General features: G+C 64.1%; 23 protein-coding genes. 11 read left to right on the top strand and 12 right to left on the bottom strand.

Annotated features, from left to right (window positions below; translation table 11 throughout):
* Positions 1-20: 20 nt before the first annotated feature.
* Positions 21-488, bottom strand: coding sequence for a group III truncated hemoglobin (locus QM996_RS09930; protein ID WP_500267328.1), 468 nt, complete (start codon positions 486-488; stop codon positions 21-23).
* 123 nt (positions 489-611) lie between these two features.
* On the bottom strand, positions 612-1,121 hold the full coding sequence (locus tag QM996_RS09925; RefSeq protein ID WP_500267327.1) for an NUDIX hydrolase: 510 nt from the start codon (positions 1,119-1,121) through the stop codon (positions 612-614).
* Positions 1,122-1,402: 281 nt separating this feature from the next.
* On the opposite strand from QM996_RS09925, the gene QM996_RS09920 reads away from it, so the two are divergent.
* Complete coding sequence (locus QM996_RS09920; protein WP_500267326.1) at positions 1,403-3,070, top strand: arylsulfatase; 1,668 nt, start codon at positions 1,403-1,405, stop codon at positions 3,068-3,070.
* A gap of 112 nt (positions 3,071-3,182) precedes the next feature.
* Entirely contained in the window at positions 3,183-3,599 is a 417-nt protein-coding gene (locus QM996_RS09915) for a GNAT family N-acetyltransferase (RefSeq protein WP_500267325.1), read from the top strand.
* A 52-nt stretch (positions 3,600-3,651) separates the two neighbouring features.
* On the opposite strand, the gene QM996_RS09910 is transcribed toward QM996_RS09915, so the two are convergent.
* The 5 genes from QM996_RS09910 to QM996_RS09890 form a co-directional block, all read right to left on the bottom strand.
* Positions 3,652-3,993 (bottom strand): DUF6616 family protein, encoded by a 342-nt coding sequence (locus QM996_RS09910; protein WP_065376314.1) that lies wholly within the window; start codon positions 3,991-3,993, stop codon positions 3,652-3,654.
* 176 nt (positions 3,994-4,169) lie between these two features.
* Entirely contained in the window at positions 4,170-4,961 is a 792-nt protein-coding gene (locus QM996_RS09905) for a DUF1194 domain-containing protein (protein ID WP_500267324.1), read from the bottom strand.
* 80 nt (positions 4,962-5,041) lie between these two features.
* Complete coding sequence (locus QM996_RS09900; protein ID WP_500267323.1) at positions 5,042-5,860, bottom strand: arginase family protein; 819 nt, start codon at positions 5,858-5,860, stop codon at positions 5,042-5,044.
* A 148-nt stretch (positions 5,861-6,008) separates the two neighbouring features.
* Positions 6,009-6,893 (bottom strand): NAD(P)/FAD-dependent oxidoreductase, encoded by an 885-nt coding sequence (locus QM996_RS09895; protein WP_500267322.1) that lies wholly within the window; start codon positions 6,891-6,893, stop codon positions 6,009-6,011.
* A gap of 170 nt (positions 6,894-7,063) precedes the next feature.
* Complete coding sequence (locus QM996_RS09890; RefSeq protein WP_058322403.1) at positions 7,064-7,498, bottom strand: Rrf2 family transcriptional regulator; 435 nt, start codon at positions 7,496-7,498, stop codon at positions 7,064-7,066.
* Between the two features lie 220 nt (positions 7,499-7,718).
* Between QM996_RS09890 and QM996_RS09885 the strand changes: the two genes are divergently transcribed.
* The 3 genes from QM996_RS09885 to QM996_RS09875 all read left to right on the top strand — a co-directional run bounded on the left by QM996_RS09885 (position 7,719) and on the right by QM996_RS09875 (position 10,697).
* Positions 7,719-8,369 carry a LysE family translocator gene (locus tag QM996_RS09885; protein ID WP_500267321.1) on the top strand — a complete coding sequence of 217 codons (651 nt, stop codon included), beginning with the start codon at positions 7,719-7,721 and terminating at the stop codon, positions 8,367-8,369.
* 189 nt (positions 8,370-8,558) lie between these two features.
* On the top strand, positions 8,559-9,962 hold the full coding sequence (locus QM996_RS09880) for a DUF1254 domain-containing protein (RefSeq protein ID WP_500270282.1): 1,404 nt from the start codon (positions 8,559-8,561) through the stop codon (positions 9,960-9,962).
* 39 nt (positions 9,963-10,001) lie between these two features.
* Entirely contained in the window at positions 10,002-10,697 is a 696-nt protein-coding gene (locus tag QM996_RS09875) for an SOS response-associated peptidase (protein ID WP_500267320.1), read from the top strand.
* Positions 10,698-10,747: 50 nt separating this feature from the next.
* On the opposite strand, the gene QM996_RS09870 is transcribed toward QM996_RS09875, so the two are convergent.
* The 3 genes from QM996_RS09870 to QM996_RS09860 form a co-directional block, all read right to left on the bottom strand.
* The gene (locus QM996_RS09870) at positions 10,748-11,104 is read right to left on the bottom strand and encodes a response regulator (protein WP_500267319.1); all 357 of its coding nucleotides are present in this window, start codon (positions 11,102-11,104) and stop codon (positions 10,748-10,750) included.
* Between the two features lie 28 nt (positions 11,105-11,132).
* Positions 11,133-12,116: an HWE histidine kinase domain-containing protein gene (locus QM996_RS09865; RefSeq protein ID WP_500267318.1), complete on the bottom strand. Its 984-nt coding sequence runs from the start codon at positions 12,114-12,116 to the stop codon at positions 11,133-11,135.
* Between the two features lie 167 nt (positions 12,117-12,283).
* Positions 12,284-13,204 carry a bifunctional helix-turn-helix transcriptional regulator/GNAT family N-acetyltransferase gene (locus QM996_RS09860; protein ID WP_500267317.1) on the bottom strand — a complete coding sequence of 307 codons (921 nt, stop codon included), beginning with the start codon at positions 13,202-13,204 and terminating at the stop codon, positions 12,284-12,286.
* 216 nt (positions 13,205-13,420) lie between these two features.
* Between QM996_RS09860 and QM996_RS09855 the strand changes: the two genes are divergently transcribed.
* A complete protein-coding gene (locus QM996_RS09855) occupies positions 13,421-15,157 on the top strand; it encodes an adenylate/guanylate cyclase domain-containing protein (RefSeq protein WP_500267316.1) in 1,737 nt (578 codons plus the stop codon).
* Between the two features lie 120 nt (positions 15,158-15,277).
* On the top strand, positions 15,278-17,587 hold the full coding sequence (locus tag QM996_RS09850) for a rhodanese-like domain-containing protein (RefSeq protein WP_500267315.1): 2,310 nt from the start codon (positions 15,278-15,280) through the stop codon (positions 17,585-17,587).
* 128 nt (positions 17,588-17,715) lie between these two features.
* Here QM996_RS09850 and QM996_RS09845 read toward each other — a convergent pair whose 3' ends face one another.
* Complete coding sequence (locus tag QM996_RS09845; RefSeq protein WP_500267314.1) at positions 17,716-18,237, bottom strand: DUF6428 family protein; 522 nt, start codon at positions 18,235-18,237, stop codon at positions 17,716-17,718.
* Positions 18,238-18,279: 42 nt separating this feature from the next.
* Between QM996_RS09845 and QM996_RS09840 the strand changes: the two genes are divergently transcribed.
* The 3 genes from QM996_RS09840 (at position 18,280) to arsB (ending at position 20,315) form a co-directional block, all read left to right on the top strand.
* Entirely contained in the window at positions 18,280-18,630 is a 351-nt protein-coding gene (locus QM996_RS09840) for an ArsR/SmtB family transcription factor (protein ID WP_173517025.1), read from the top strand.
* 105 nt (positions 18,631-18,735) lie between these two features.
* Complete coding sequence (locus tag QM996_RS09835) at positions 18,736-19,257, top strand: arsenate reductase ArsC (RefSeq protein ID WP_500267313.1); 522 nt, start codon at positions 18,736-18,738, stop codon at positions 19,255-19,257.
* A complete protein-coding gene (gene arsB, locus QM996_RS09830) occupies positions 19,257-20,315 on the top strand; it encodes an arsenic resistance protein (protein WP_500267312.1) in 1,059 nt (352 codons plus the stop codon). The genes QM996_RS09835 and arsB overlap by 1 nt, the downstream gene beginning before the upstream one ends.
* Before the next feature lie 17 nt (positions 20,316-20,332).
* Here arsB and QM996_RS09825 read toward each other — a convergent pair whose 3' ends face one another.
* Positions 20,333-21,238, bottom strand: a complete 906-nt coding sequence (locus QM996_RS09825; protein ID WP_500267311.1) for a LysR family transcriptional regulator — start codon at positions 21,236-21,238, stop codon at positions 20,333-20,335.
* 310 nt (positions 21,239-21,548) lie between these two features.
* Between QM996_RS09825 and QM996_RS09820 the strand changes: the two genes are divergently transcribed.
* Positions 21,549-22,994, top strand: a complete 1,446-nt coding sequence (locus tag QM996_RS09820) for an MFS transporter (RefSeq protein ID WP_500267310.1) — start codon at positions 21,549-21,551, stop codon at positions 22,992-22,994.
* The last annotated feature ends 200 nt before the right edge of the window (positions 22,995-23,194 follow it).

Here is a 23,194-nt window from a genome sequence, read left to right as displayed (position 1 = left end):
GAGCGTGCAACGCCCGTCCTTCACCCGCGTTTCAGCGCGGGGTCGTCGAGCGCCGGATTGTAGAAGAGCGAGAGCGTCAGGCTTCGGGCGATGCGCTCGGCCGTTGCCATGAACCAGGCCTTGGCCTCCTGGTTCGGGGCGATGTCATCGAGCGTCGCGGAGAAAAGCGCCAGCCATTTCGGGAAGAGATCCGGCGTCATGTTGGCGACGCCGACATGGGCCTGCACCGGCTTGCCGCCATAGGCGCCGTTGTGGAAGGCGACGGCCGACCAGAAGCGCTTCATCTTTTGCATGTGCTCCGGCCAGCGCCCGGAAAGCCTGGCATCGAAGATGGGCCCGAGTTCAGGATGGGCCAGCACGCGCGCGTAGAACGTATCGACCAGATGGCCGATGAAAGTCTCGTCGACGCCGATCGCCTTCATGTCGGCTTCCGCCCGCTCCCGGATCGCCGCGACATGGGCGGCGCGGCCCTGCAGTTCGTCGTTCATCTCATACCCTCGGCTTTGCCGGTCTCATATAGTCGATGCCGCCGCCGGCGCCAAAGGTCGAACCGTCGATTGCGGCAATCTGTCGTCGACGGCGGGCGAGCGCTTGCGGCTTGGACGGCATGTTCAGCGCGGCACGAATTCGACCAGCAGAGATTTCAACTCGATTTCGCGGACACGGCGCGCGGCCTCGTCGGGGCTGACCCAGTCGAGAATGCGCTCGCCGCGCTCCTTGAAATCATCGGCGACTTCATTGACCTCGATCTGGAAGATATCGACCACGCAGGGTACGACGTCGCCGTTGTCGAGCGACTTGAGATAGGTATAGCTGCCGACAGGCTTCTTCCTGACCTTGCCGCGCACGCCCGCTTCCTGCCAGGCCTCGATCGCGGCGGCTTCATACGGCTTCTTGCGCTTCATCGGCCAACCCTTGGGAATGACCCAGCGGCCGCTCTCGCGCGAGGTGACCACCAGGATCTGGATGTCGCGGCTTCCCTTCACGCGGCGGAAGCAAAGTGCGGCGATCTGCTGGCGAAACGACCCGGAGAAAAGCTTCTCGGGCGATCTCGCAAGTTGCTGCAAGATCGTTCCGGCCTTGCCGGTCTTTTGCCCGCTGTCCTTCCTGGTCGGCTTCATGCGTTCCTTTTCTGTCGCGCGCCTTTCCCGAGCGCCTGCGATTTGCGGCGCGAATATTAATGGCAACCGCCTGTTACGCGGAAGCGGCTACCGATGGCAACCGGTTCGTCGAGTGCGTTTCATCCACCGAATAGTTGCGCCCGCGACACGGGCAACGCCGCGCGCCAGGCGTGCCCCTTCGTAACCGTTACGTACTTGCCCCGTCCTCGTTGAGGCGCATCATCTCGCTCAACCGAAAATCGCAGCATTTCACCCCATCGACTTGAGCCAAGGAGAAAGCGATGAGCGCGCATGACGGTAAGGCCAATTCCGCGACGGCCGAGAATGGTTGCGGGGTAACGGATGTCAGTCGCCGTGACCTGCTCCTGAGCGGAACCATCTTCGCGGCAGCCTCGCTGGTTGCATCCGGTGCTTCGGTAAGCCCGGCAAAAGCACAGCAATCCTCCTCTTCGAGCGGCAAGCCGCCGAACATTCTGGTGATCTTCGGCGACGATATCGGCATTCCGCAGATCAGCGCCTATACGATGGGGCTGATGGGCTACCGCACCCCCAATATCGACCGGATCGCCGCGGAAGGCGCCATCTTCACCGACAGCTACGGCCAGCAGAGCTGCACCGCGGGCCGCGCCTCCTTCATCCTCGGCCAGGAGCCGTTCCGCACCGGGCTGTTGACGATCGGCATGCCGGGCGATCCGCACGGCATCCAGGACTGGATGCCGACGATCGCCGATGTCCTGAAGACCAAGGGCTATTCCACCGGCCAGTTCGGCAAGAACCACCTCGGCGACCATGACGAGCACCTGCCGACCGCCCACGGTTTCGACGAGTTCTTCGGCAACCTCTACCACCTCAATGCCGAGGAAGAGCCGGAAGGTTACTTCTATCCGAAGGATCCGGAGTTCAAGAAGAAATATGGGCCGCGCGGCGTCATCAAGTCGAGCGCTGACGGCAAGATCGAGGACACCGGCGCACTCAACACCAAGCGCATGGAGACCGTCGACGAGGAATTCCTGGCGGCGGCCAAGGACTTCATCGACCGGCAGGTGAAGGCCGAAAAGCCGTTCTTCTGCTGGTTCAACTCGACGCGCATGCACATCTTCACCCATCTGAAGAAAGAGTCGCTCGGCAAGACCGGCAAGGGCATCCATGCCGACGGTATGGTGGAGCATGACGGCCATGTCGGCCAACTGCTGAAGCAGCTCGACGATCTCGGCATCACCGAAAACACCATCGTGCTCTACACGACCGACAACGGCGCCGAGCTGGCGCTGTGGCCGGATGGCGCCATGACGATGTTCCACGGCGAAAAGGGCACCACCTGGGAAGGCGGCTTCCGCATTCCGATGATGGTGCGCTGGCCGGGCGTGGTGAAGCCGGGAACACAGATCAACGAACCGGTAACGCTGATGGACTGGATGCCGACCTTTGCGGCCGCCGCCGGCATCGCCGACGTCAAGGAGGAGATGAAGACCGGATTCAAGGGTATCTCGAAGACCTTCAAGGTGCATCTCGACGGCTACGACCTGACGCCGTTGCTGAAGGGCGAGGCGAAGGAGCCGCCGCGCGACACGGTCTATTATTTCGACCAGGGCGGCAACCTCAACGCCATCCGCTGGAACGACTGGAAGCTGAGCTTTGCGATTGCCAGCCACGGCAACATCGCGACGGCGACCCGTGAAGTGCCGAGCTGGGCGCTGATCTCCAATCTGCGCATGGATCCCTATGAGCGCGGCATGGAAGAGGGCGGTGGCGCCACGGACTTCCTCGCCCGCAACATCTGGCTGCTGGTGCCGATCCAGGGTAAGATCAAGGCGTTCTTCGCAGACTTCGATCAGTACCCCTACCAGGCTGGAAACTCGCTGAATGCCAGCGGCATCAACTACGGCCTGCTGCAACAGCAGGCGGCGATGAAGAAGCTGAACGAGCTGGAGCAACTGACCCCACGCTGATCGAACAAACCCCGCCGCCGGCATGGGCTGGCGGCGGGCCCGCTTCCCCCCGAGGTGATTGCCTGGCGCAGCGCGTCGTACTAGCTTCTCGCGAAACTGGGGTAGCTGGGCCATGCAAATTCGACCTGCGGTCAAGGACGACCATCCGGCGCTCTGCGCGATCGACAGCGTTGCTGCCGACGATCCGAAGCGCAGCGACGACATCGCCAACTGGATCGAGACGGGCTGCTGCCACCTGGTCGAAATCGATGGCGCGCTCGCGGCCTATGGCGTGCTGACGTACCAGTTCTTTGGCCACGGCTTCATCGAGATCGTGATGGTCGGTGCTGCCTATCGCCGCCGCGGTCTTGGCGCTGCGTTGATTGCCTATTTCCAATCGATATGCGCCGGCTCGAAACTCTTCAGTTCGACGAACATGTCGAACCGTCCCATGCAGGAGCTCTTCATCAGGGCCGGTTTCCGGCCTAGCGGCTATATCGACAATCTCGACGAGAACGATCCGGAGATCGTCTTCTACAGTCCCCTCTAGCGATCGAGGCTTGAGGAGACCGGCTGTTACAGCGTGGGGAAACGGTCGAGCCCTATGCGGCTTCGCCGAGCTGCGTGAGGTGACCGGCGAAATCGGTGCCTTTGCCGCCGGCGTTGATGGTGTCGAAATACTCGTGCCAGCCCGATTGCGCGATCCCCGAAACGAGGGCCTCCAGTGCGGTGGCATCCGGGCAGCGCCACACCGCGAAGAAGGTCTGCGAGGCCGCATGCAGCTTGGACTGGTCGACCTTGCCGAAGGTGATCAGCTCCACGCCGAGCGCCGAGAGCGCCGGCATGGCGGAACCGATCGCGGTGAAGAACTGCTGGCGCCCCTGTCGGGAAAGGGCGAGCCACGCCGGTTTGGCGCTGTAGAGTTCGGTCAGGTAATGCGGCATGGTCTGCTTTCGTGTCTGTTTGTCAGTCTGACGTCGCGGAATTCCGGACGGGGAACCGTTTCATGCTGCTGGGATTTCAGAGTCAACACGCCGTTTCCTGTTGGCTGTGGATGGAGATCCCGGTCTCCGGCCGGAGCGGCATGCCTGCAACTCCTTGTAGGACAACAGCCTCATGTTTATCGCCCGATCATCCGCTCCTGCATTTCCTCGCCGATGAAGCAATTGTAGTCCTTGCCGTATTCGGCCTGGCGCACCATGGCTGGCGACAGGCGGCTTACCTCCTGGCCGGAGATCTCGATGATCAGCTTGCGCAGGATGGCTCTGGCGAACTCGCCCGTGTCCGACACTTTCACCAGGAAGGCGCCGTCGCCGCCGATCACGCATTCGCGGTAATAGGCATCGAGATCGGGGATCGAGGCGGTATCCGGCTGCGACTTCAGCATGATCGGCAGGCCATCGATGACGATGCCGCGGGCGACGGTGGAGTTGCGGGCGACCGGCGCCGGGACACCTGAATTGTTCGGCCCGTCGCCGGAAATATCGATGACACGGCGGCTGCCCTGGAAGGAGCTGACATCGAACAGCCGCCGCGTGAAGGCCAGCGTGTTGGAGATCGAGGTGAAGGCGATCCGCCGGATCGGTTGCTGGCGAAGTGCTTCGGCAAATTGCGCCGCCGTCGCCCGCCCGTCGATCAGCGTCCAGGGCGTGACCTGCACCGCTGCGCCGCCCCATTCGACATAGGTGACGGCGATGCGGCCAAGAGGGCCGTTCTCGATGGCCTGGATCAAATCGGGCTCGAGGAAGGCGGCGACATAGCCCTGCCGTTGCACCTGCTGCTCGTCGAGTTCCATCGAATAGGAGACGTCGACGGCCAGCACCAGTTCGAGATCGACGCGAAGCGGCGGCTCGGCGGAGGCACTGCCGCCGAGAAGGCAGATACAGCCGATAAGAGCCGATCGCAGTTTCATCGCCGCCGAGATCCGAGCGCAAACAGGGGGACCATGCTACGCCCAAGGCGGCTGTTGGCAATGTGAAGCGTTGGCCGGCGTCAGCGGCTAAGCTTTTCCAGAAGCGGTTCCAGTGCCGCGATCAGCGGTTCGGGCGTCACCCGTTCGCCGCCTTCCGACCAGGCGTTCTGGAACTCGGCGATTTCCAGCCCGACCACCTGGCTCCTGGCAAGGACCGCGCAGGCGGCGCGCAAGTCCTCAAGCGACAGCCCGTCCTCATGCTGATAGTCGGTCGGGACGATGCCGGGGTTCAGCACGTCGCAGTCGAGGTGGATATAGACGGGCCTTCCGGCGACGGCCTCGGCCAGCCTTTGCGCAAGGTCGGCACCGGGGCGGATATGCGGAATGCGCTTCGCCGCGATGAGGTCGGTTTCGAAGGGATCGAGGTCGCGCTGGCCGACCAGGACGACGTTGCCGATGGCGAGCCCGTCGCCAAGGCCGGATTGCCAAAGGCCGCAAGGTCCCGACAGCGCCAGCCCGCCGAGATAGCCGGTGCTGCTGACGTCAGGCGTGTTGAGGTCGCCATGCGCGTCGAACCAGACAACGACGGCCTGCCTGTGGTGTCTGGCGACGGCAGGCAGGGTTGCCAGCGAGACCGCGCAGCGGCTCGTTGCCGCCAGCGAAAAGGCTCCCTCGGCGTAAACCGCGTCCATTCGATCCCGCATGCTTCTCAGCGCCGGCATCGCGGCCTCGAGCTCAACCGTCCAGTGGCCGTTCAGCGACGGTTCCGGCTCTCCGATCACGACGGCATCGAGGCCGAGCTTTTGTGCAAGATGGGTCGCGATGGACTTGGCGCCGGGAATCCCGAGGTCGTTGTGGTCGCCGGCGCGACCCTGGAAGCAGGTGAGGGCTATTGGCATCGATCACTCCAACTCACGTTCGGACGGAACGATGCAAAGCACGGGGGCCGCTGATTTGACAAGGCTGGACGCCGAACGCCGCAGCGCGGATGCGCCGTTCGGTCATTCCCTCAGGCCGTCGCAGGGCCGCCCCTCTGCTGGCTGCTCTCTATCCGAAAACCAGCGAGCGGTGCAGTTGCGCGCCGGCCCAGGCGCCGTCGCCGACGGCAAGCGAGACAGAGTGGGGAACGCGGCCGACGTCGCCGCAGGCATAGGCGCCGGGAATGGTGGTTTCCTTCGCGGCCGTGGCCCGGATCTGCAGCCCCATCGGCGTTTCCTCGATCTCGCAGCCGAGCCGTTCGGCGATGTCGCTTGCGGGCGTGGTGCGGGTGGCGACGAAAAGGCCCGAGAAGGGCAGGCGGCGGCCATCGGTCAGCACCACGTCGGCATGGCCTTCGAGCCTTGCGACCGGGGTTTCGTCGATGGTGACGCCGCGTTTGGCGAGGTCGGCGCGCGCCTCGGCGTCAAGCGCGATGGCGCCATTGGTGAAGAAGGTGACCTTGCCCCATTCGGGAATGAGCTGCGCCTGGTGGATCGACATCGGGCTCGCCGCAATGACGGCGATCTCGCCCTCATTCAGCTCGTAGCCGTGGCAATAGGGGCAATGAAAGGCGCTCTTGCCCCAGCGCTCGGCGAGCCCCTCGATCTCAGGCAGGCCGTCCTTGACGCCGGTCGCGAAGAGCAGGCGCCGGCCTTCATGGGAAACGCCATCGCCGGTGGTGACGACGAAGGCGTCCTGCTTGCCGCTGGCTTTCTCGGCGCGGCCATCGACCCAGGTGAGCGTCGGGTAGGCGGAGAGTTGCGCCCGCGCGGTTGCGGCGATCTCGCCGGGCGCGATGCCGTCCTGGCCGAGGAAGCCGTGGGAACGGCTGGCGAAACGGTTGCGGCGAATGCCCTCGTCGATGACAGCCACGCGCCGGCGGGCGCGCAGGAGCTGGAGGGCGGCGGCCATGCCGGCATAGCTGCCGCCGATGATGATGACGTCCTGTTGCATGGGTCTTCCTTTCGGTTGGGCGCAGGTCGGCCCACCGGCTCTCTGGAACCAGTGTGTCGACCCGAGCTTTGGGCAATGGAATTCCGGCCGGAAAACCGCGTTTTAGGCGGCTCCGGGATGGGCGGATGTATCGGGATCGATCACGTCATGACGTGATCGATCGGCTGCTTTCATTGCGAGCGAAGCCGGTGCCGCCGGGCAAAATCCTCGGCGAGGTCGGCGAGCGTCACATGGGCGAAGCGGTCGAGCAGCAACGCCTCGGCCTCGGCAAAGGCGGTGTCGAGGGCGGCGTTGACCGCCTGTTCGACTAGGCATTCCGGCATTTCCTGCCGGTTGCCGATGGCAAAGATCGCGGGTTCGCCGAGCGTCTCGTGCAACTGCCGGAGCGTCACGGTCTTGAGATCGGCGGTGATCGCCCAGCCACCGGCATGGCCGCGGGCTGACGAGACGATGCCGGCATCCCTGAGAAAGCCCATGGTGCGGCGGACGACGACCGGATTGGTGCGCATGCAGAGCGCAAGCTCGTCCGAGGTCAGTGGTTCGCCGCGCTCGGCCATGTGCAGGAGCGCGTGAAGAACGGAGGAAAGGCGGCTGTCTTTTTTCATGTAACTTCAATTATTACGAATCGTCGCGCGATGCAAGGGCGGTGTGGGAAGCGGGCCAGATGCGCGCCGAAGACGATCTGCGGTGCCGGGTCAAGGGGGCGTATGGTTTGCGCGGTGGAATTAGGCGGAGCAGGCCCGGTATTCCAGACCGCAGGTTGGTCTCGCCTTGGGCGCAGTCCAATGCTATCGCTACTGTAAGAGGAAACGGGGCAAGACAATCATGGATTTGGCAATTTCCAGCGCAACCGATCTCAGCCTGTTCGTCACCGCCACGCTGGTGCTGCTTCTCGTGCCGGGACCGGCAGTCCTTTACATCTTCGCGCGCTCGGTCGAGCAGGGCCGTTCGGCCGGCCTCGTTTCGATCCTTGGCATCCACACGGCCACGCTTGTTCATGTCGCCGCGGCCGCCGTGGGGCTTTCGGCTCTCCTGGCGTCGTCCGCGATCGCCTTCAGCGTCGTGAAGTATGCCGGCGCGGCCTATCTGATCTGGCTTGGCCTCAAGAAGATATTCGGCCCGTCGGACATGCCCGACGTCGAGAGCGGTTTACCAGCGCGCAGCCGCATGCGCCTCTTTCGTGAGGGCTTTATAGTCAACCTCCTCAATCCAAAGACAGCGCTGTTCTTTCTGGCTTTCCTGCCGCAGTTCGTCGAGGCTGACCGTGGCCATGTGGCAATGCAGATCGCTTTTCTCGGGATTCTCTACACAGCGATTGGCGTCCTGACGGATGGCACCTATGCGCTTGCTGCCGGCACGGCCGGCAATTGGCTGAAGCGCAGTCCCGTCTATCTGAAGGCCGAACGCTGGGTCAGCGGTTTCGTCTACATCGGCCTTGGCTTGACGGCCGCTTTTGCGGGCAATCAGAGGAAATAGACCGGCCTGACGTCTCGGGAAGCGATCTTTGCGCGTCTCATAAGGCGCGCGGCGCTGTAATATAGGTAACCGTTACGTAACTTCCGCGCGGAACGGGCGCGGGGTACTTCGCAGCGGACCATCGGCTGGCTGGACACGTCGCATTGCGTCTGGCGGGCCAGCGGGCCATTGCCGAAAGTGAGGATCGTGATGCTTCGGGCTGCCTTTACAGCGCTTGCGCTTCTTGTCGGAACGGCGAGCTTATCCGCACAGGACCTTTCGCCGGAAAGTCTTCAGCGCCGCGCCTTCGAGCGCCGGGCAACGGAAGCGGTCATCTGGGGCATGCCGGCGGTCAATGCCGACCTGATGCTGCAGGAGGCGCTTTCGAAGACCAAGGCCAAGGTCAACGAGATCGTCTACTGGTCGCGGCCGGCCAACTGGAAGAACCAGACGCTGACGCCCAACCCGGACTCGATCTATCTCATGTCGTTCTGGAACGTGAAGGACGGGCCTGTTGTCATCGAGATCCCGCCGGCGGAAGGCGGATCGATCGCCGGCAACATCGTCAACGCCTGGCAGATGCCGCTGGAGGATGCCGGGCCGGAAGGGGCGGACAAGGGCAAGGGCGGCAAATACCTGATCCTGCCGCCGGACTATATGGGCGAGGTGCCGGAGGGCTTTATCGCGCTCCGCTCGGACACCTTCACCGGCTTTGCGCTGCTGCGCTCCAATCTCAAGAGCCATAGCGATGCCGATATCGAGAAGTCGGTCGCCTATGGCAAGACGATCAAGATCTACCCGATGTCTGCGGACGGCAAGCCGCCGGCGACGACCTTCGTCGACGCTTATGACGTGCTGTTCGACAGCACCATCCGCTACGATGCCAGCTTCTTCGACAACCTCAACCGCGTCGTGCAGACCGAACCCTGGCTCGAGCGCGACCGGCTGATGATCGATCATCTGAAAACGCTCGGGATCGAGAAGGGCAAGCCCTACCAGCCGAACGCCGAGACGAAGAAACTGCTCGATGCGGCGGCGGCCGAGGCGAGGGCCGAGCTTTCCGCACGCTATGACGCCGGCTTCCCCGTGATCAACGAGGGCATCCGCTGGTTTCCTGCCGGGCTGCCGGAAATGGTGGCTGCGGCCTCGGGCGCCTATTCCGATCCCAATACCTATCCGGTCGATGCCCGTGGCGTGACCTATACGCTCGGCTTCACCGGCATCAAGCGGCTCGGCACGGCGCAATTCTACCTCATGGCCAACAGGGACAAGGACGGCGACGCCTTCGATGGCAGCGCCAATTATCGCCTCGTGGTGCCGAAGGATGCGCCGGTCAAGCAATATTGGTCGGTGACGGCCTATGACCGCGAGACGCATGCGCTGATCCGCAACATGGACAAGGCGAGCGTCGCCTCGACCGGGTCCGGCGTAAAGAAGAACGCCGATGGTTCGGTCGATGTCTATTTCGGTGCCAAGGCGCCTGAGGGCAAGGAGGCCAACTGGGTGCCGGTGGACCCCAAAGGCAAGTTCGAACTGCTCTTCCGGCTCTATGGCCCGGAAAAGCCGCTGTTCGACAAGAGCTGGAAACTGCCTGACGTCGAGAAGGTGAAGTGACGCGCGGAGGGACAGGCGCCGGCGTCGGGAGCAGCGATCATGTGCGGACGCGTCTATCTGAAGACCACTCTCGAGGGGTTGCTCCGCGCCTTCGGCTTTGCGGAGCGTGGCGGCGTCGAAGTGCTCGCGAACCAGTTCCCGCGCTATAACGGTGCGCCGACGCTGATCTATCCGATCATCATCCGCGATGTGATCCGCGATCCCGATCTCTTCGGCCCGGTCTTCGTTTCGGCGCGCTGGGGGCTGATCCCGAGCTGGACGAAGGATCCGAAGGCGGGGAGGCCGCTCGTCAACGTCAGGAGCGACACGATCGCGGCGAAGTTCCGTTCGAGCTATCAGCGCCGCCGCTGCCTGGTGCCGATCGACGGCTTCTTCGAATGGAAGGACATCCACGGCACCGGCAAGGACAAGCAGCCCTATGCCATCGCCATGAAGACGGGCGAGCCCTTCTGCCTTGCCGGCATATGGGAGAGCTGGCGCAACCCGGCGACCGACGAGGATATCCGCACCTTCGCGATCGTCACCACGGATGCCAACGCCATGGTGGCGGACATCCATGACCGCATGCCGGTGATCCTGCACCGGGACGACTACGAGCGCTGGCTTTCGCAGGAGCCCGAAGTGCCCGATCTGATGAAGCCGTTTCCGCCTGAGCTGATGACGATGTGGAAGATCGGCAGCAAAGTTGGTTCGCCGAAGAACGATACGCCTGATATTCTCGATCCGATCGACTGAAGCGGCCAGATCCGGCCGCTTCGCACTTCCCCGTGCTCCGGGATGCTGCGTCAGGATTGGGTTGCGTCTTCCAGAGCGGCCAGCAAATCCTGCACGTCGGTCGGCTTGCCGACATTGCACGCCCCTGCCAGGACCTCGCCGCCCTGCCTTTCGGGATTGTTGTGGGCGCTGGCGACCACGAAGGGCACGTGCTGCGCACGAAGCGCCTCCGCGACCCGTGTCACCGCTCCGTCCCGCAGCGTAACATCGAGAACGGCCACGGCCAGCAATTTGTCCTTCAGCAGGCCCAGCGCCTCTTCCACCGTCGCGGCCGGTCCTGTCACGCGCCAGCCACGCTGTTCGAGCAGCAGCTTGAGGTCCATCGCGATCAGGAACTCGTCCTCGACAAGAAGCACGGTCTTGCGCATGAAGCCGGTCTCATTGTTGGCAGACCGGTCACAAGGGTGTGACGATCTCTACCACCAAACCCGTTGGCGCATAGTTCAGTTCCACCCGCCCGCCCAATTCGTACCGGACGGCGAACTCGATAAGCCGCGTGCCGAAGCCGGTCGTGGTCGGCGGTGTGACCGAAGGGCCACCGCTCTCTCGCCAGGTCAGCCTAAGATGCTTGGCGCTTGCCTCCTCTATCTCCCACCGGACGTGAATTGTCCCCGTTTCAGCGGACAGCGCACCATACTTCACGGCGTTGGTCGCGAGTTCGTGCAGGATCAGGCTCAGCGACATCGTCCGGTTCGTTTCCAGCGGCACCGGTTGACTCGGCTCGATCACCACCGCCGTTCCGCCTTCGGAATAGGGCTTGAGCGTTCGCTCCAGCAATTCCTCGAGGTCGGCACGGTCTCCCGAGTAGGCCGCATCGTGAGCCTGCACCAGCGCGCCAAACCGGCCGAGAAACGCATCCCGATATTCCTCTCCGGACCGGCCCGCCGCCGTCGTCTGGCGAGCGAGCGCCTGGACCAGGCCGAGCAGGTTCTTCATGCGATGGCGGAGCTCATCGAGTAGCAGGTCCGTTTCGGTCTCGCGCCTGCGCCGTTCGGTCGCGTCCACGATCGAGACCAGCAGGGACCGGCTGTTGTCATCGGGATGAAACAGCCGATGGGCGCTCACCAGCATTATCCTGTTCCCGATGCTCGGAAAGTCGTGCTCGACCTCATAGTCGACCACCGCCTTGCTCTTCGGGATCACCTGTTCGAGCAGGCGGCGCAGCTCGGGAATGTCCCATTGCCCGTTGCCGAGGTCGTAGATGTGCTCACCGATCGTCTCGTCGCGGTCGACCTTGAACGTCTTGAAGAAGGCGCGGCTGGCGGTCCGCACGCACAGGTTCCGATCCAGCAAGAGCAAGGGATCGGGGACGGTGTCGATGATGCCCTGCGCTTCAAGATGATCGTTTCGCAGCAGGCGGTAGATATCTTCCAGGTTCATTATCGTACCCGGGCGCTGATCTTCTTCGCAGATATTTTCCAAGCAATAACGAGCAAGCAAAGAATCTTGTTCCAGGCAGGGGCTATGTGAGCGCGCCTCTTTCGCGCACGATGTCCGGCGCAGGTGCGCCCGCAGCGCCGCCGATGGCGGCAGGCGATATTCGCGCCTCACAGGTCCCGCGCGAAGATCTGGCCGGTGAGGTCCTTGCCGAAGCTGTGGTGCTGTTCTTCCTCGATCAGCGCGAAGCCGGCCTTCTCATAGATATGGCGGGCGGCGTCGAGGCCCGCATTGGTCCACAGCACCATGCGCCTGTAGCCCAGAAGACGCGCGTGGCGCATGCATTCCTCGACCAGCCGGCGGCCGATGCCGAGGCCCCGCGCGCTCGGCTCCACATAGAGAAGCCTGAGCTTTGCCGTCGTCTCGTCGTGCCTTACCAGAAACACCGAGCCGACGATCTTGCCGTCCTTTTCGGCGATCCAGCATCGGTCGGATGCCGGGTCGTAGTCACGCATGTATTTGACGACGATCTCGGCGACCAGGGCCTCGAATTCGGTGCTCCAGCCATATTCCTCGGCATAGAGCGCGCCCTGGCGATGGATGACCCAGCCCATGTCGCCCGGCTGCGGATCGCGCAGGATGTAGGTTGGCACCCGCTCCTCCTGAAGCAGGCTCTCGATCTCGCCCATCGCTGAAACCAGTTGCCGCTGTTCCGGCACCGAGAGCTTTTCCAGCATGGCGACGACTTCGCGCTGGGAGGCATCCTCCAGAGGCTGGAACGTCGCGCGCCCGGCTTCCGTCAGTTCGAGCTGCGCGACCCGGCCATCGGCCGGCGAGCGGGTCTTTTCGACCAGCCCCTTCTTCTCGAAGCCGGCGATGACGCGGCTGAGATACCCGGCGTCGAGGCCGAGCTCCCGGCAGAGATCGGATGCCGTCAGCGCCGGCCGGTGCGCCAGCTCATAGAGAATGCGAACCTCCGTCAGCGAGAAGGCGCTGGCGAGCAGGTGCTCGTGCAGCAGGCCCATCAGGCGGGTGTAGAAGCGGTTGAAGCGCCGCACCGTCAGGGCGCGGTCGTGGATCTGCCGAGACATGGCGATGCCTTCATGAAATTGCCTTTGGCATATATTTAGTTGCCTTAGGCAAGTAATGTCAAGCGACGTCATGTTAGTGCAATTGGGCTAATGGATTGAGGTGATCGAAAAGCAGTTCTCTCTAATTTAGGTAGGCGATCTCGTCGGCGTGCGATAGTATTGCATCGGGAACCTCCTGGTCCGGAACCGGCCGTTTTTTCATTGTATGGCAAGCCCATGGAGCAGAGACTCGCCGCAGTGCTGGCGGCCGATATGGCCGGCTATAGTCGGCTGATGGAAGCCGACGAAGCGGGCACGCTTGCGCGGCTGAGAACCCACCGCATCGAGCTCATCGATCCCGCGATCGCCAAGAACAAGGGGCGGCTGATCAAGACCACCGGTGACGGGCTGCTGGTCGAGTTCCAGAGCGTGACCGATGCGGTCAAATGCGCGGTCGAGATCCAGAGCCGCATGAAGCGGCGCAACAGCGACGTGCCGGAGGACCGGCGGATCGAATTCCGCATCGGCATCAATCTCGGCGACATCATCTTCGAGGATGACGACATCTTCGGCGACGGCGTCAATATCGCCGCGCGCGCCGAGCAACTGGCCGAGGTCGGCGGCATCTGCGTCACCGCGGCGGTGGCAACCCAGGTCGCCGACCGGCTGGAACTGCCGATCGACGATCTCGGCGAAAAGATGCTGAAGAACATCAGCCGCCCGGTGCACCTCTATCGCGTCGGGCTCGAAGGCGCGGCGCTGCCGGCCGCGACCGACGGTGCGGAGGCGAAAAAGGGTGTCTGCAAGCCGACGATCGTCGTGCTGCCCTTCGACAATATGAGCGGCGATCCGGACCAGGAGTTCTTCGCCGACGGCCTGACCGAGGACATCATCACCGAGCTTTCGCGAAGGCACGAGCTCTTCGTCATCTCCCGCAATTCCTCCTTCGTCTACAAGAACCAGTCGGTGAACGTGCGCGAGGTGGCGGCGAGCCTCGGGGCGCAATACCTGGTTGAAGGCAGCGTGCGCAAGATCGGCGAGCGGGTGCGCGTAACCGTGCAGCTCATCGACGCGCAGAGCGATGCTCATATCTGGGCCGACAAATACGACCGGCAGCTCGACGATATCTTCGCCATTCAGGACGAGGTGACGGCGGCGATCGCCGCCACCGTGCCCGGGCGCCTCGAGGCCGCCCAGCGCGACCAGCTCGCCCGCACGAAGCCCGCGAACATGGCGGCCTACGAATGCGCGCTTGCCGCCAAGGTGCTGCACCACCGCAGCAGCGTCGCCGACAACAAGCAGGCGCAATCGCTGATCGACCGGGCCGTCTCGCTCGATCCCGGCTACGCCCACGCCCACGCCTGGCGCGCCTGCATCCTCGGCCAGGCCTGGGTCTATGGCTGGTGCGCCGACAAGGAAGCGACGTGGGCGGAGATCAACGCCGAGCTCGAACGGGCGCTGGCACTCGACGACAACGACGCCGACGTGCACCGCATCCTCGCGGCCGTCAACGTCAACAACAATGCGCTGACGACGGCGCGCTACCACCAGGAGCGGGCGCTCTTCCTCAACCCCAACTACGACCTGGTGGTGGTGCAGCAGGGCGAACTCTTGACCTGGCTCGGCCGGCCGGAGGAGGGGGTGGAATGGATCCGCAAGGCGATGCGGCTCAACCCGCATCACCCCGAGCGCTTCTGGAGCCACCTCGGCAAGGCCCATTTCGCCGCCCGCCAATATGGCGAGGCGATCGAGGCCTTCATGCATCTCTCCAGCATGGACGAGACCCAGCACGCCTTCATCGCCGCCTGCTACGGCTGGCTCGGCGACACGATCGCGGCCGGCGCGCATATGGAGAAGGTGCGCACGCTGGCGCCGAGCTTCAGCATCGAGACGTTTCTGGGCACGCTGCACTATGCGCAGGAGAGCGATGTGCTGCACTTGCGCGAGGGGCTGGTGAAGGCGGGGGCGGGGTGAGACCGGTCCGCGTCCTGTGGGCCAAGCGTAGAAACAAGTGTCGTTCGCAGGCCGGGAGGCTGAGTTCCTGCCCCTGACGACGCGATGGCGAAGCCTTCTACACCTTCGGGAGAGGTGGTCATGGAAGCAGTTCGCGCAGAACGGCGGCTGGTCGCAATTCTTGCCGCGGACATCGTTGGTTATTCGCGGCTCATGGAAGCCGACGAGGCCCGGACACTCGCAGCCATCAAGGCCTGGCGGTCCGAAATCTTCGATCCCCTCAGGGAGGACTATCACGGACGCATCGTCAAGCTCATGGGCGATGGCGCGATCGTCGAATTTGGCTCCGTCGTTGATGCCGTCGCCTGTGCCGTCGCGTCACAAAACACGCTCGCCGCCCGCCAGGCGGATGTTCCGTCCGAGCAGCGGCTGCTGCTGCGCATGGGCATCAACTTAGGCGATGTCGTCGTCGACGGGGAAGATTTGCTCGGCGACGGCGTCAATGTCGCGGCTCGCCTTGAGCAGATGTGCGAGCCAGGAGGACTGTTCGTATCCGGCACCGCCTTCGATCACTTGCAGGGCAGGTTCGAATTGCCGCTGGAATTCATCGGTGAGCAGCACGTGAAGAATATCCAGCGGCCGGTCCGCGTCTACCGGGTGCGGTTCGAGGGAGATGCCCGACCGCGGCGCGTCAATCTCAGGAGCGTTCGCGGCTGGAGATTCGCGTCTGCCTTGGCCCTCCTGGCGCTCATAGGCATTTCTGCAATGTGGCTGGCGCAGAGACGCGAGAGCGCCGACGCCGCAGCCGTTACGCGCATGGCTTTGCCGTTGCCGCAGACGCCCTCGATCGCCGTCCTGCCATTCGAAAATCTGAGCTCCGATGCGGGGCAGAACTATTTCGCCGACGGGATGACCGATGACCTGATCACCGAGCTCTCAAAGCTGTCGGGCATTTTCGTGATCGCGCGAAACTCGACCTTTGCCTACAAGGGCAAGCCCACCAAGGCGCAGCAGGTAGCGGAGGAACTGGGCGTCCACTACATCCTCGAGGGCAGCGTGCGCCGAGAGGGAAACCATGTCCGGGTCAATGCCCAGTTGATAGACGCGATCGATGGGCATCACCTATGGGCCGAGCGCTACGACGGTGAAATGAGCGGGGTTTTCGGGCTGCAGGACAAGGTGATCGAACAGATCGTGTCAACGCTCTCCGTGAAGCTGACGAGTGCCGAGAAGAGCGGGGCGGCGGTGCCGGAAACGACGAACCCGCAAGCCTATGACACCCTGCTGCGCGGCTGGGAGCATCTTCGCCGCGACAGCGAAGCTGAGACGGTCGCGGCTTCCGCATTCTTCCAGAAGGCGATCGTCCTCGATCCACACTATAGCCGCGCCTACGCGTCGCTGGCGGCGGCAAACTGGCGGGCGAGCATCCTGTCCTGGGATTTTTCCCGCAGGGAGGCCGCGTCCAGGAACCTCGCCAGAAATCTCGCCAAGGCGATGGAGAGGCCGACGCCGCTTGCCTATGCCGTCTCGGCGCAGGTGCTTGCGCAGCAGGGGCGTTACGACGAAGCCTTCGCTGCCATCGACCGGGCGATGACGCTTGCGCCGAACGATCCCGACAACCATGTCGGCATGGCGCGGATCCTCAACGCGACGGGGCGCGCGACGGAGGCGGAGCAGGAGGCGCGCCTAGCGATGCGGTTCGATCCCCACCCGGCGCGGGCAACGCTGCGCATGCTCGCAGTCTCGCTGTTTTCCCAGGGAAAATACGACGAAGCCGCGGGCGCCTTCGAACGGGTGATCGAAAAAAAGTCCGATCTGCTGGGGGATTACGCGACGCTGATTTCGAGCTACGGACAGCTCGGACGCACGGGCGGCATTCAGAGGCTGATCGACCAGTACAACAAACTGGCGATGTCTTCTTTGGGAGATCCGCTCACGGTCCAGGAAAGCGCCTATGACTGGTATGGGAGCGCGTTCAGCTACCACAGGCCCTACATCGCCCGGCTGCAGGAAGGGCTTCGCAAGGCCGGATTGCCTGAAGGGGCCGGCACCGACCTCGCCTTTGACGACTATGCGAAGTTCATGACGCTGACAAAGGGCGAGCTGAGCGTCGACGGAACGATAAAGGTCGATGTGACGGAAGTGAAAGCGCTGCTTGCGCGCGGCGTGACCTTCATCGACGTGCGGGCTCCGCTGACCTATGACAATGGCCATATCCCGAAGGCCGTCAACCTGTCGCTTCTCTCCGGCCTGTCGAAGGAAAGCCTTGCCAAGGTGGCGGGAAAGGAGGACGAGGTCGCCTTCTATTGTCAGGGCAGGAACTGCACCCATGCCGCCTATGCTTCGGCCAAGGCGATAGCCTGGGGCTACACGCACGTCTACTATTTTGCCGGCGGATTTCTGGAGTGGGACGATGAGGGCTACCCGCTTGTGATCGAGGTCCGGAAGTAGTGGCCGGAGATGGCTTGGGAAGAGATAGCCGCGAAACATCGCGCCCGTCGCCTTGAGGACGAAGACGTGCAGCAAATCAATGTTCTACAGCGACCTTTGCGCGTCTGAAAAGACGCGCGGCGTTGTCGTCACCCACAACATGCGCCAGCGTTCTCCCTGGGTCCGCAACAAGCGCCTGCGTGGCTGGCTTCGGCCAGCCAGCGGTCGCGCGGCTTGCAACTTGCCGGTCTCGGTTCCAGCGCGACGTGAATGCCGCCATCCTTCAACACAGGGGCGCCGGCGCAGTAGAGCTGCATCGGGCGCACGCCGTCGCTGACCTCGAAGGTCAGGCGAGCTGTGGCGTCAAGGCGAACGTGTTCGGAAACCTTGCGGATGATCGCCGCGAATTTTCCGGCGGAAAGATGCGTTCGGCCGGCTTCCTCGACATCCCAGAGCTGCACGAAGATCTCGGACCAGGCCTCCGGATTGGCGCCGCAATCGAGGGCCGAGAACTGGCCGGCCTTGACCTCCGTGACGTGGTAGCCGGATCTCACCGCATGGCCGTCGTAGTGAAACACCAGCGGCAGATCCCGGGCGGTCTGGAGCGCACTGATGAAGTCGGCGAGGCTGAGGTCGTGGTCGCCGATTTTGGGCTTGTCGGGAACATTCATTTGGGTTAATCCTCATTTCAACTGTTCAAGGATTATTGAAATATGGATGAGCGTCAAGCCCTCGCTGCCTTCGCCGCACTTTCCCAGGAGACCCGCCTTCAGATCGTCCGCCTGCTCGTCGTCGCCGGCGCGGACGGCATGGCGGCGGGGGCGCTGGCGGAAAGGGTGGAGGTATCGCCCTCGAATATCTCCTTTCATCTCAAGGAACTGGAGAGAGCGGGGCTGATCACGCAGCAACGCGAATCCCGCTCGATCATCTACCGGGCCGGCTATGACGCGCTTGGCGGGTTGGTCCGTTTCCTGATGGAGGATTGCTGCGGCGGCCACCCCGAGATTTGCGCCCCCGCCGTGGCTGCGGCGTCGTGCTGTGCACCGGCGGGAGCGAAGGCATGACCGATCGGCGAAGCAAGGCTGCCGTCCGGTCGCTCTTCCGCCCGCCGTCCGCACCCCTCTGGCCCTCGTTCTCCTGGACCCCTCGCATTAACGGAACACACCGCCATGTCTGACCGCATCTACAACGTGCTCTTCCTGTGTACGGGCAATTCCGCCCGCTCCATTCTCGGCGAAGCCATCCTCAACAAGGAGGGGAAGGGTCGCTTTCGCGCCTATTCTGCCGGCAGCCAGCCGAAGGGGCAGGTGAATCCGCACGCGATCCGGGAGCTCGAAGCGCTCGGTTATCCGACGGACGGTTTGTCCTCGAAGAGCTGGGACGTGTTCTCCGGCGCCGGCGCCCCGCAGATGGATTTCATCTTCACGGTCTGCGACAGCGCTGCCGGAGAAGCCTGCCCGGTGTGGATCGGTCATCCGATGACGGCCCATTGGGGCATCGAGGATCCGGCCGCCGTCGAAGGAAGCGAGGGCGAGATCCAGCGGGCCTTTGCTGAGGCCGCGAAGTTCCTGAAGAACCGCATCACAGCCTTCATCAACCTGCCGCTGGCATCGATCGACCGCATGGCGCTGGAGCGCCATCTGCGCGAGATCGGCGGCATGGAAGGCGCGACCGAGCGGAGGGGTTGGTGATGTCGGCATTCGAGCGATACCTGACCCTCTGGGTCACGATCTGCATCGTGGCGGGCATAGCGCTCGGCCACCTGATGCCTGATGTGTTTCAGGCGATTGGCGCTGCCGAGATCGCCAAGGTCAACATTCCGGTCGCCATCCTCATCTGGCTGATGATCATTCCGATGCTGGTGAAGATCGACTTCCGTTCGCTTTCCAATGTCGGAAGCCATTGGCGCGGCATCGGCGTGACGCTTCTCATCAACTGGGCGGTCAAGCCGTTTTCGATGGCGCTGCTCGGCTGGCTGTTCATCGGCTGGCTCTTCCGGCCGCTGCTGCCGGCCGATCAGATCGATTCCTACATTGCCGGCCTGATCATCCTCGCCGCAGCGCCCTGCACGGCGATGGTTTTCGTCTGGTCGAACCTGACGAAGGGCGAACCGCTGTTCACGCTCTCCCAGGTGGCGCTCAACGACGCGATCATGATCGTCGCCTTCGCGCCCATCGTCGGGCTTCTGCTCGGGCTCTCCGCGATCACCGTGCCGTGGGCGACTTTGGTGCTATCGGTCACCCTCTACATTGTCGTTCCCGTCATCATCGCGCAGGTGCTTCGCAAACGCCTCACGGCGAACGCTTCGTCCGCGGCGCTCGATCGCTTCCTGGCGAAGGTTCAGCCGGCCTCATTGGTCGCCCTGCTTGCGACGCTGGTGCTGCTCTTCGGCTTTCAGGGCGAACAGATCATCGCGCAGCCGACGATCATTGCGCTTCTGGCGGTGCCGATCCTCGTGCAGGTCTATTTCAACGCGGGGCTCGCCTATCTGCTCAATCGCCTGTCGGGCGAGAAACATTGCGTGGCCGGTCCCTCGGCTCTCATCGGCGCTTCGAACTTCTTTGAGCTGGCCGTTGCCGCCGCCATCAGCCTTTTCGGCTTCCAGTCGGGCGCAGCGCTCGCCACCGTCGTCGGGGTACTGATCGAGGTGCCGGTGATGCTGTCGGTCGTCTGGATCGTGAACAGATCCAAGGGCTGGTACGAGGCAGCGCCGGCCGTCGCCAGGAATGCCGTTTCGGAGCGCGCCTGACGTCAAGGGGGCCTAATTTAAGATGCCGAACGCGCGCCCCCACACACCTCCCTGACACACCCCCTTAACCACCGGTGCGCCTGGTCCGCATCCAGGCGGGGGTGCCAGAGCAGCGAGATGGTGATCTCGGGCAGGGCGATCGGCAGCGGGAAGGTGAAGAGGTTTGCGCGTAAGGTGCCGGTGTAGCGTTCGGGGACGCTGGCGATGAGGTCGGTGGCCCGGGCAAGCGCCAGCGCCTCGGAGAAGCTGCCGACGGATGTGGCGATATCGCGCTTAAGGCCGAGGGCGTGAAGGGCCGTGTCGATCGGGCCCATGTCGTTGCCGCGGCGGGAGACGTGGATGTGGCGGGCTCCAGCGTAGCGGGCGGGCGTGATCTCGCCATTGGCCAGCGGATGGCCTGAGCGGACGACGCCGACGAAGCGGTCGTGGAAGAGGGCCTGGGCGCGAAGCTCAGGGCCGGTCGCATCGCCGACCACGCCGGTTTCGAGGTCGACGCCGCCTTCGCGCAGGGGGCTGCTTTCCCGATCGAGCTTCTGCACGAAGCGAAGGCGTACGCCGGGCGCTTCCGCACTGACCCGGGCTATCAGATCAGGGCCGAAATTCTCGACGAAGCCCTCGCGATTCCTGAGCGTAAAGGTGCGGGTGAGCGTCTTCAGGTTGAGGCTCTCGGCGGGGCGGAGGCAGGCCTCGGCCGCCTCGACCAGCGGGCCGACGCGGCCGCGAAGCTCCAGCGCCCGCGGCGTGGGCACGAGGCCGCGGCCGGCGCGCACCAGGAGCGGATCGCCGGTCGCCTCGCGCAGCCGCGCCAGCGCCCGGCTCATGGCGGAGGGGCTGAGCTGAAGCCGCCTGGCGGCGCGGGCGACGCTGCCTTCCGAAAGCAGCACATCGAGGGTCACGAGCAGGTTGAGGTCGGGTCTGGTCATAGCCTTTCATAACACGAGTTCGATCGTGATGTGGCGTCAAACGCACGAATGAAGTGCAAATGCTGCGTCTTCCGCCCGATGTGCCGGGAGACTAGGTTCGCGGGAAACCGATTTTGGAGGCTTTCCCGATGCTGATACGCCGGCTGGCGCCCGTGGCCTTTGGCCGTTTTCCGATGTCCCTGATCTCCCGGTCCGATGGCAGGAGATTACCGCACAAACAGAGTCACGAAATCGCTCTATCCATTTGTTTTTCCGTGATCTCCTGCGAGCGATCTGCGCGTCGCGACGCCTTGCGCGCGGGAGGTGGCCGATGACCGCGACAGACACTGCGATCGCTCCGGCCGCTCCGGCGCCCTCCCTTCGCTGGGTGCTCGCCAGCCTTTCGCTTTCCATGCTGCTTTCCTCGCTCGGCACCAGCAGCGCCAATGTCGCGCTGCCGGCGCTGGCCGAGGCCTTCGGTGCGTCCTTTCAGGCGGTGCAGTGGGTGGTGCTTGCCTATCTGCTGGCGATCACGACGCTGATCGTCAGCGTCGGGCGGCTTGGCGACATCGTCGGCCGCCGGCGGCTGCTCGTTGCCGGCATCGCGCTCTTCACCGTCGCCTCGGTCATCTGCGGTCTCACGCCGGGCTTTGCGCTGCTGATCGCGGCGCGGGCGGTGCAGGGCATTGGCGCGGCGATCATGATGGCGCTGACCATGGCCTTTGTCGGCGAGGCGGTGCCGAAGGCGAGGACCGGCAGCGCCATGGGGCTGCTCGGCACCATGTCGGCGGTCGGCACCGCGCTCGGGCCTTCGCTCGGCGGTGCGCTGATTGCCGGCCCGGGCTGGCGGACGATCTTTCTCGTCAACGTGCCGCTCGGGCTCGTGGCGCTCTTTCTCGCCCATCGGCATCTGCCCGCCGACCGGAAGGCCGAGGGCAGGGCGCCGGCCCGGTTCGATGTGCCGGGCACGCTGTTGCTGGCGCTTTCACTCGGCGTCTATGCGCTGGCGATGACCATCGGGCGCGGCAGTTTCGGCGTGCTCAATGCCGCGCTGCTTTCGGCCGCCGCTCTCGGGCTTGGGCTCTTCCTGCTGGTCGAGGCAAGGGTTGCCTCGCCCTTGATCCGGCTTTCGATGTTTCGCGATCCGGGCTTAAGCGTCGGGCTTTCGACCAACGCGCTGGTCTCGACTGTCATGATGGCGACGCTGGTGGTCGGGCCCTTCTATCTCTCCCGCGGGCTCGGGCTCGATGCGGCGCTGGTCGGGCTGGTCATGTCGATCGGCCCGGTCATCTCCGCCTTCGGCGGCGTGGTCGCCGGCCGCATCGTCGATCGACTGGGGGCGGCCGCGGTCGCTGTTGCGGGCCTCGTGGCGATGACCGCCGGCTGCCTTGCGCTTGCTGTTCTGCCTGGCTTGGCCGGCGTCGCCGGCTATGTCGCGGCGATCGCGCTGCTGACGCCCGGTTACCAGCTCTTCCAGGCGGCCAACAACACGGCCGTCATGGCCGATGTCGCGGCCGATCGGCGCGGCCTCGTTTCCGGCCTGCTGAACCTGTCGCGCAACCTCGGTCTCGTCACCGGCGCCTCGGTCATGGGCGCGGTCTTCGCCTCCGCGGTGGCGACGAGCGATATCGCCAAGGCCGCGCCGGAGGCGATCGCCGGCGGCATGCAAGTGACCTTTGCGGTCGCGGGTGTGCTGACGGCGGTTGCGCTTGCCTTGGCGGTTGGGAGCAGGGCGCTTGGCAAGCGGGCCTTGCGCGGCGGGAAAGCATCGGGGTAGCCAGCGGGGCGGAGGCTTGCTCCCCGAGCGCTGTTGACTAGTGACCGGAAGGAGACTTGGCAGAGCGGCGGCGCCGGCGGAAACGGAGAATACCGATAGCGCGATCGGCGCTTCCGATGGTGGGTGGGATGGTCTGCCGCGGCGCATCACGCGCGCGGTCCCGATTGTGAGACGCCGTGTCATGCAGCGAGACATGGAAG

The sequence above is a fragment of the Sinorhizobium chiapasense genome, assembly GCF_045277575.1.
In the GTDB taxonomy this organism is placed as follows: domain Bacteria; phylum Pseudomonadota; class Alphaproteobacteria; order Rhizobiales; family Rhizobiaceae; genus Ensifer; species Ensifer chiapasense_A.
Note: the sequence above shows the minus strand (reverse complement) of the source record. Positions and strands in the feature narration are given on the sequence as shown.

What these genes read in the sequence shown, in the direction of transcription:
- QM996_RS09930 (WP_500267328.1), bottom strand. Translation starts at nt 488, where the DNA reads ATGAACGACGAACTGCAGGGCCGCGCCGCCCATGTCGCGGCGATCCGG.
- QM996_RS09925 (WP_500267327.1), bottom strand. Translation starts at nt 1,121, where the DNA reads ATGAAGCCGACCAGGAAGGACAGCGGGCAAAAGACCGGCAAGGCCGGA.
- QM996_RS09920 (WP_500267326.1), top strand. Translation starts at nt 1,403, where the DNA reads ATGAGCGCGCATGACGGTAAGGCCAATTCCGCGACGGCCGAGAATGGT.
- QM996_RS09915 (WP_500267325.1), top strand. Translation starts at nt 3,183, where the DNA reads ATGCAAATTCGACCTGCGGTCAAGGACGACCATCCGGCGCTCTGCGCG.
- QM996_RS09910 (WP_065376314.1), bottom strand. Translation starts at nt 3,993, where the DNA reads ATGCCGCATTACCTGACCGAACTCTACAGCGCCAAACCGGCGTGGCTC.
- QM996_RS09905 (WP_500267324.1), bottom strand. Translation starts at nt 4,961, where the DNA reads ATGAAACTGCGATCGGCTCTTATCGGCTGTATCTGCCTTCTCGGCGGC.
- QM996_RS09900 (WP_500267323.1), bottom strand. Translation starts at nt 5,860, where the DNA reads ATGCCAATAGCCCTCACCTGCTTCCAGGGTCGCGCCGGCGACCACAAC.
- QM996_RS09895 (WP_500267322.1), bottom strand. Translation starts at nt 6,893, where the DNA reads ATGCAACAGGACGTCATCATCATCGGCGGCAGCTATGCCGGCATGGCC.
- QM996_RS09890 (WP_058322403.1), bottom strand. Translation starts at nt 7,498, where the DNA reads ATGAAAAAAGACAGCCGCCTTTCCTCCGTTCTTCACGCGCTCCTGCAC.
- QM996_RS09885 (WP_500267321.1), top strand. Translation starts at nt 7,719, where the DNA reads ATGGATTTGGCAATTTCCAGCGCAACCGATCTCAGCCTGTTCGTCACC.
- QM996_RS09880 (WP_500270282.1), top strand. Translation starts at nt 8,559, where the DNA reads ATGCTTCGGGCTGCCTTTACAGCGCTTGCGCTTCTTGTCGGAACGGCG.
- QM996_RS09875 (WP_500267320.1), top strand. Translation starts at nt 10,002, where the DNA reads ATGTGCGGACGCGTCTATCTGAAGACCACTCTCGAGGGGTTGCTCCGC.
- QM996_RS09870 (WP_500267319.1), bottom strand. Translation starts at nt 11,104, where the DNA reads ATGCGCAAGACCGTGCTTCTTGTCGAGGACGAGTTCCTGATCGCGATG.
- QM996_RS09865 (WP_500267318.1), bottom strand. Translation starts at nt 12,116, where the DNA reads ATGAACCTGGAAGATATCTACCGCCTGCTGCGAAACGATCATCTTGAA.
- QM996_RS09860 (WP_500267317.1), bottom strand. Translation starts at nt 13,204, where the DNA reads ATGTCTCGGCAGATCCACGACCGCGCCCTGACGGTGCGGCGCTTCAAC.
- QM996_RS09855 (WP_500267316.1), top strand. Translation starts at nt 13,421, where the DNA reads ATGGAGCAGAGACTCGCCGCAGTGCTGGCGGCCGATATGGCCGGCTAT.
- QM996_RS09850 (WP_500267315.1), top strand. Translation starts at nt 15,278, where the DNA reads ATGGAAGCAGTTCGCGCAGAACGGCGGCTGGTCGCAATTCTTGCCGCG.
- QM996_RS09845 (WP_500267314.1), bottom strand. Translation starts at nt 18,237, where the DNA reads ATGAATGTTCCCGACAAGCCCAAAATCGGCGACCACGACCTCAGCCTC.
- QM996_RS09840 (WP_173517025.1), top strand. Translation starts at nt 18,280, where the DNA reads ATGGATGAGCGTCAAGCCCTCGCTGCCTTCGCCGCACTTTCCCAGGAG.
- QM996_RS09835 (WP_500267313.1), top strand. Translation starts at nt 18,736, where the DNA reads ATGTCTGACCGCATCTACAACGTGCTCTTCCTGTGTACGGGCAATTCC.
- arsB (WP_500267312.1), top strand. Translation starts at nt 19,257, where the DNA reads ATGTCGGCATTCGAGCGATACCTGACCCTCTGGGTCACGATCTGCATC.
- QM996_RS09825 (WP_500267311.1), bottom strand. Translation starts at nt 21,238, where the DNA reads ATGACCAGACCCGACCTCAACCTGCTCGTGACCCTCGATGTGCTGCTT.
- QM996_RS09820 (WP_500267310.1), top strand. Translation starts at nt 21,549, where the DNA reads ATGACCGCGACAGACACTGCGATCGCTCCGGCCGCTCCGGCGCCCTCC.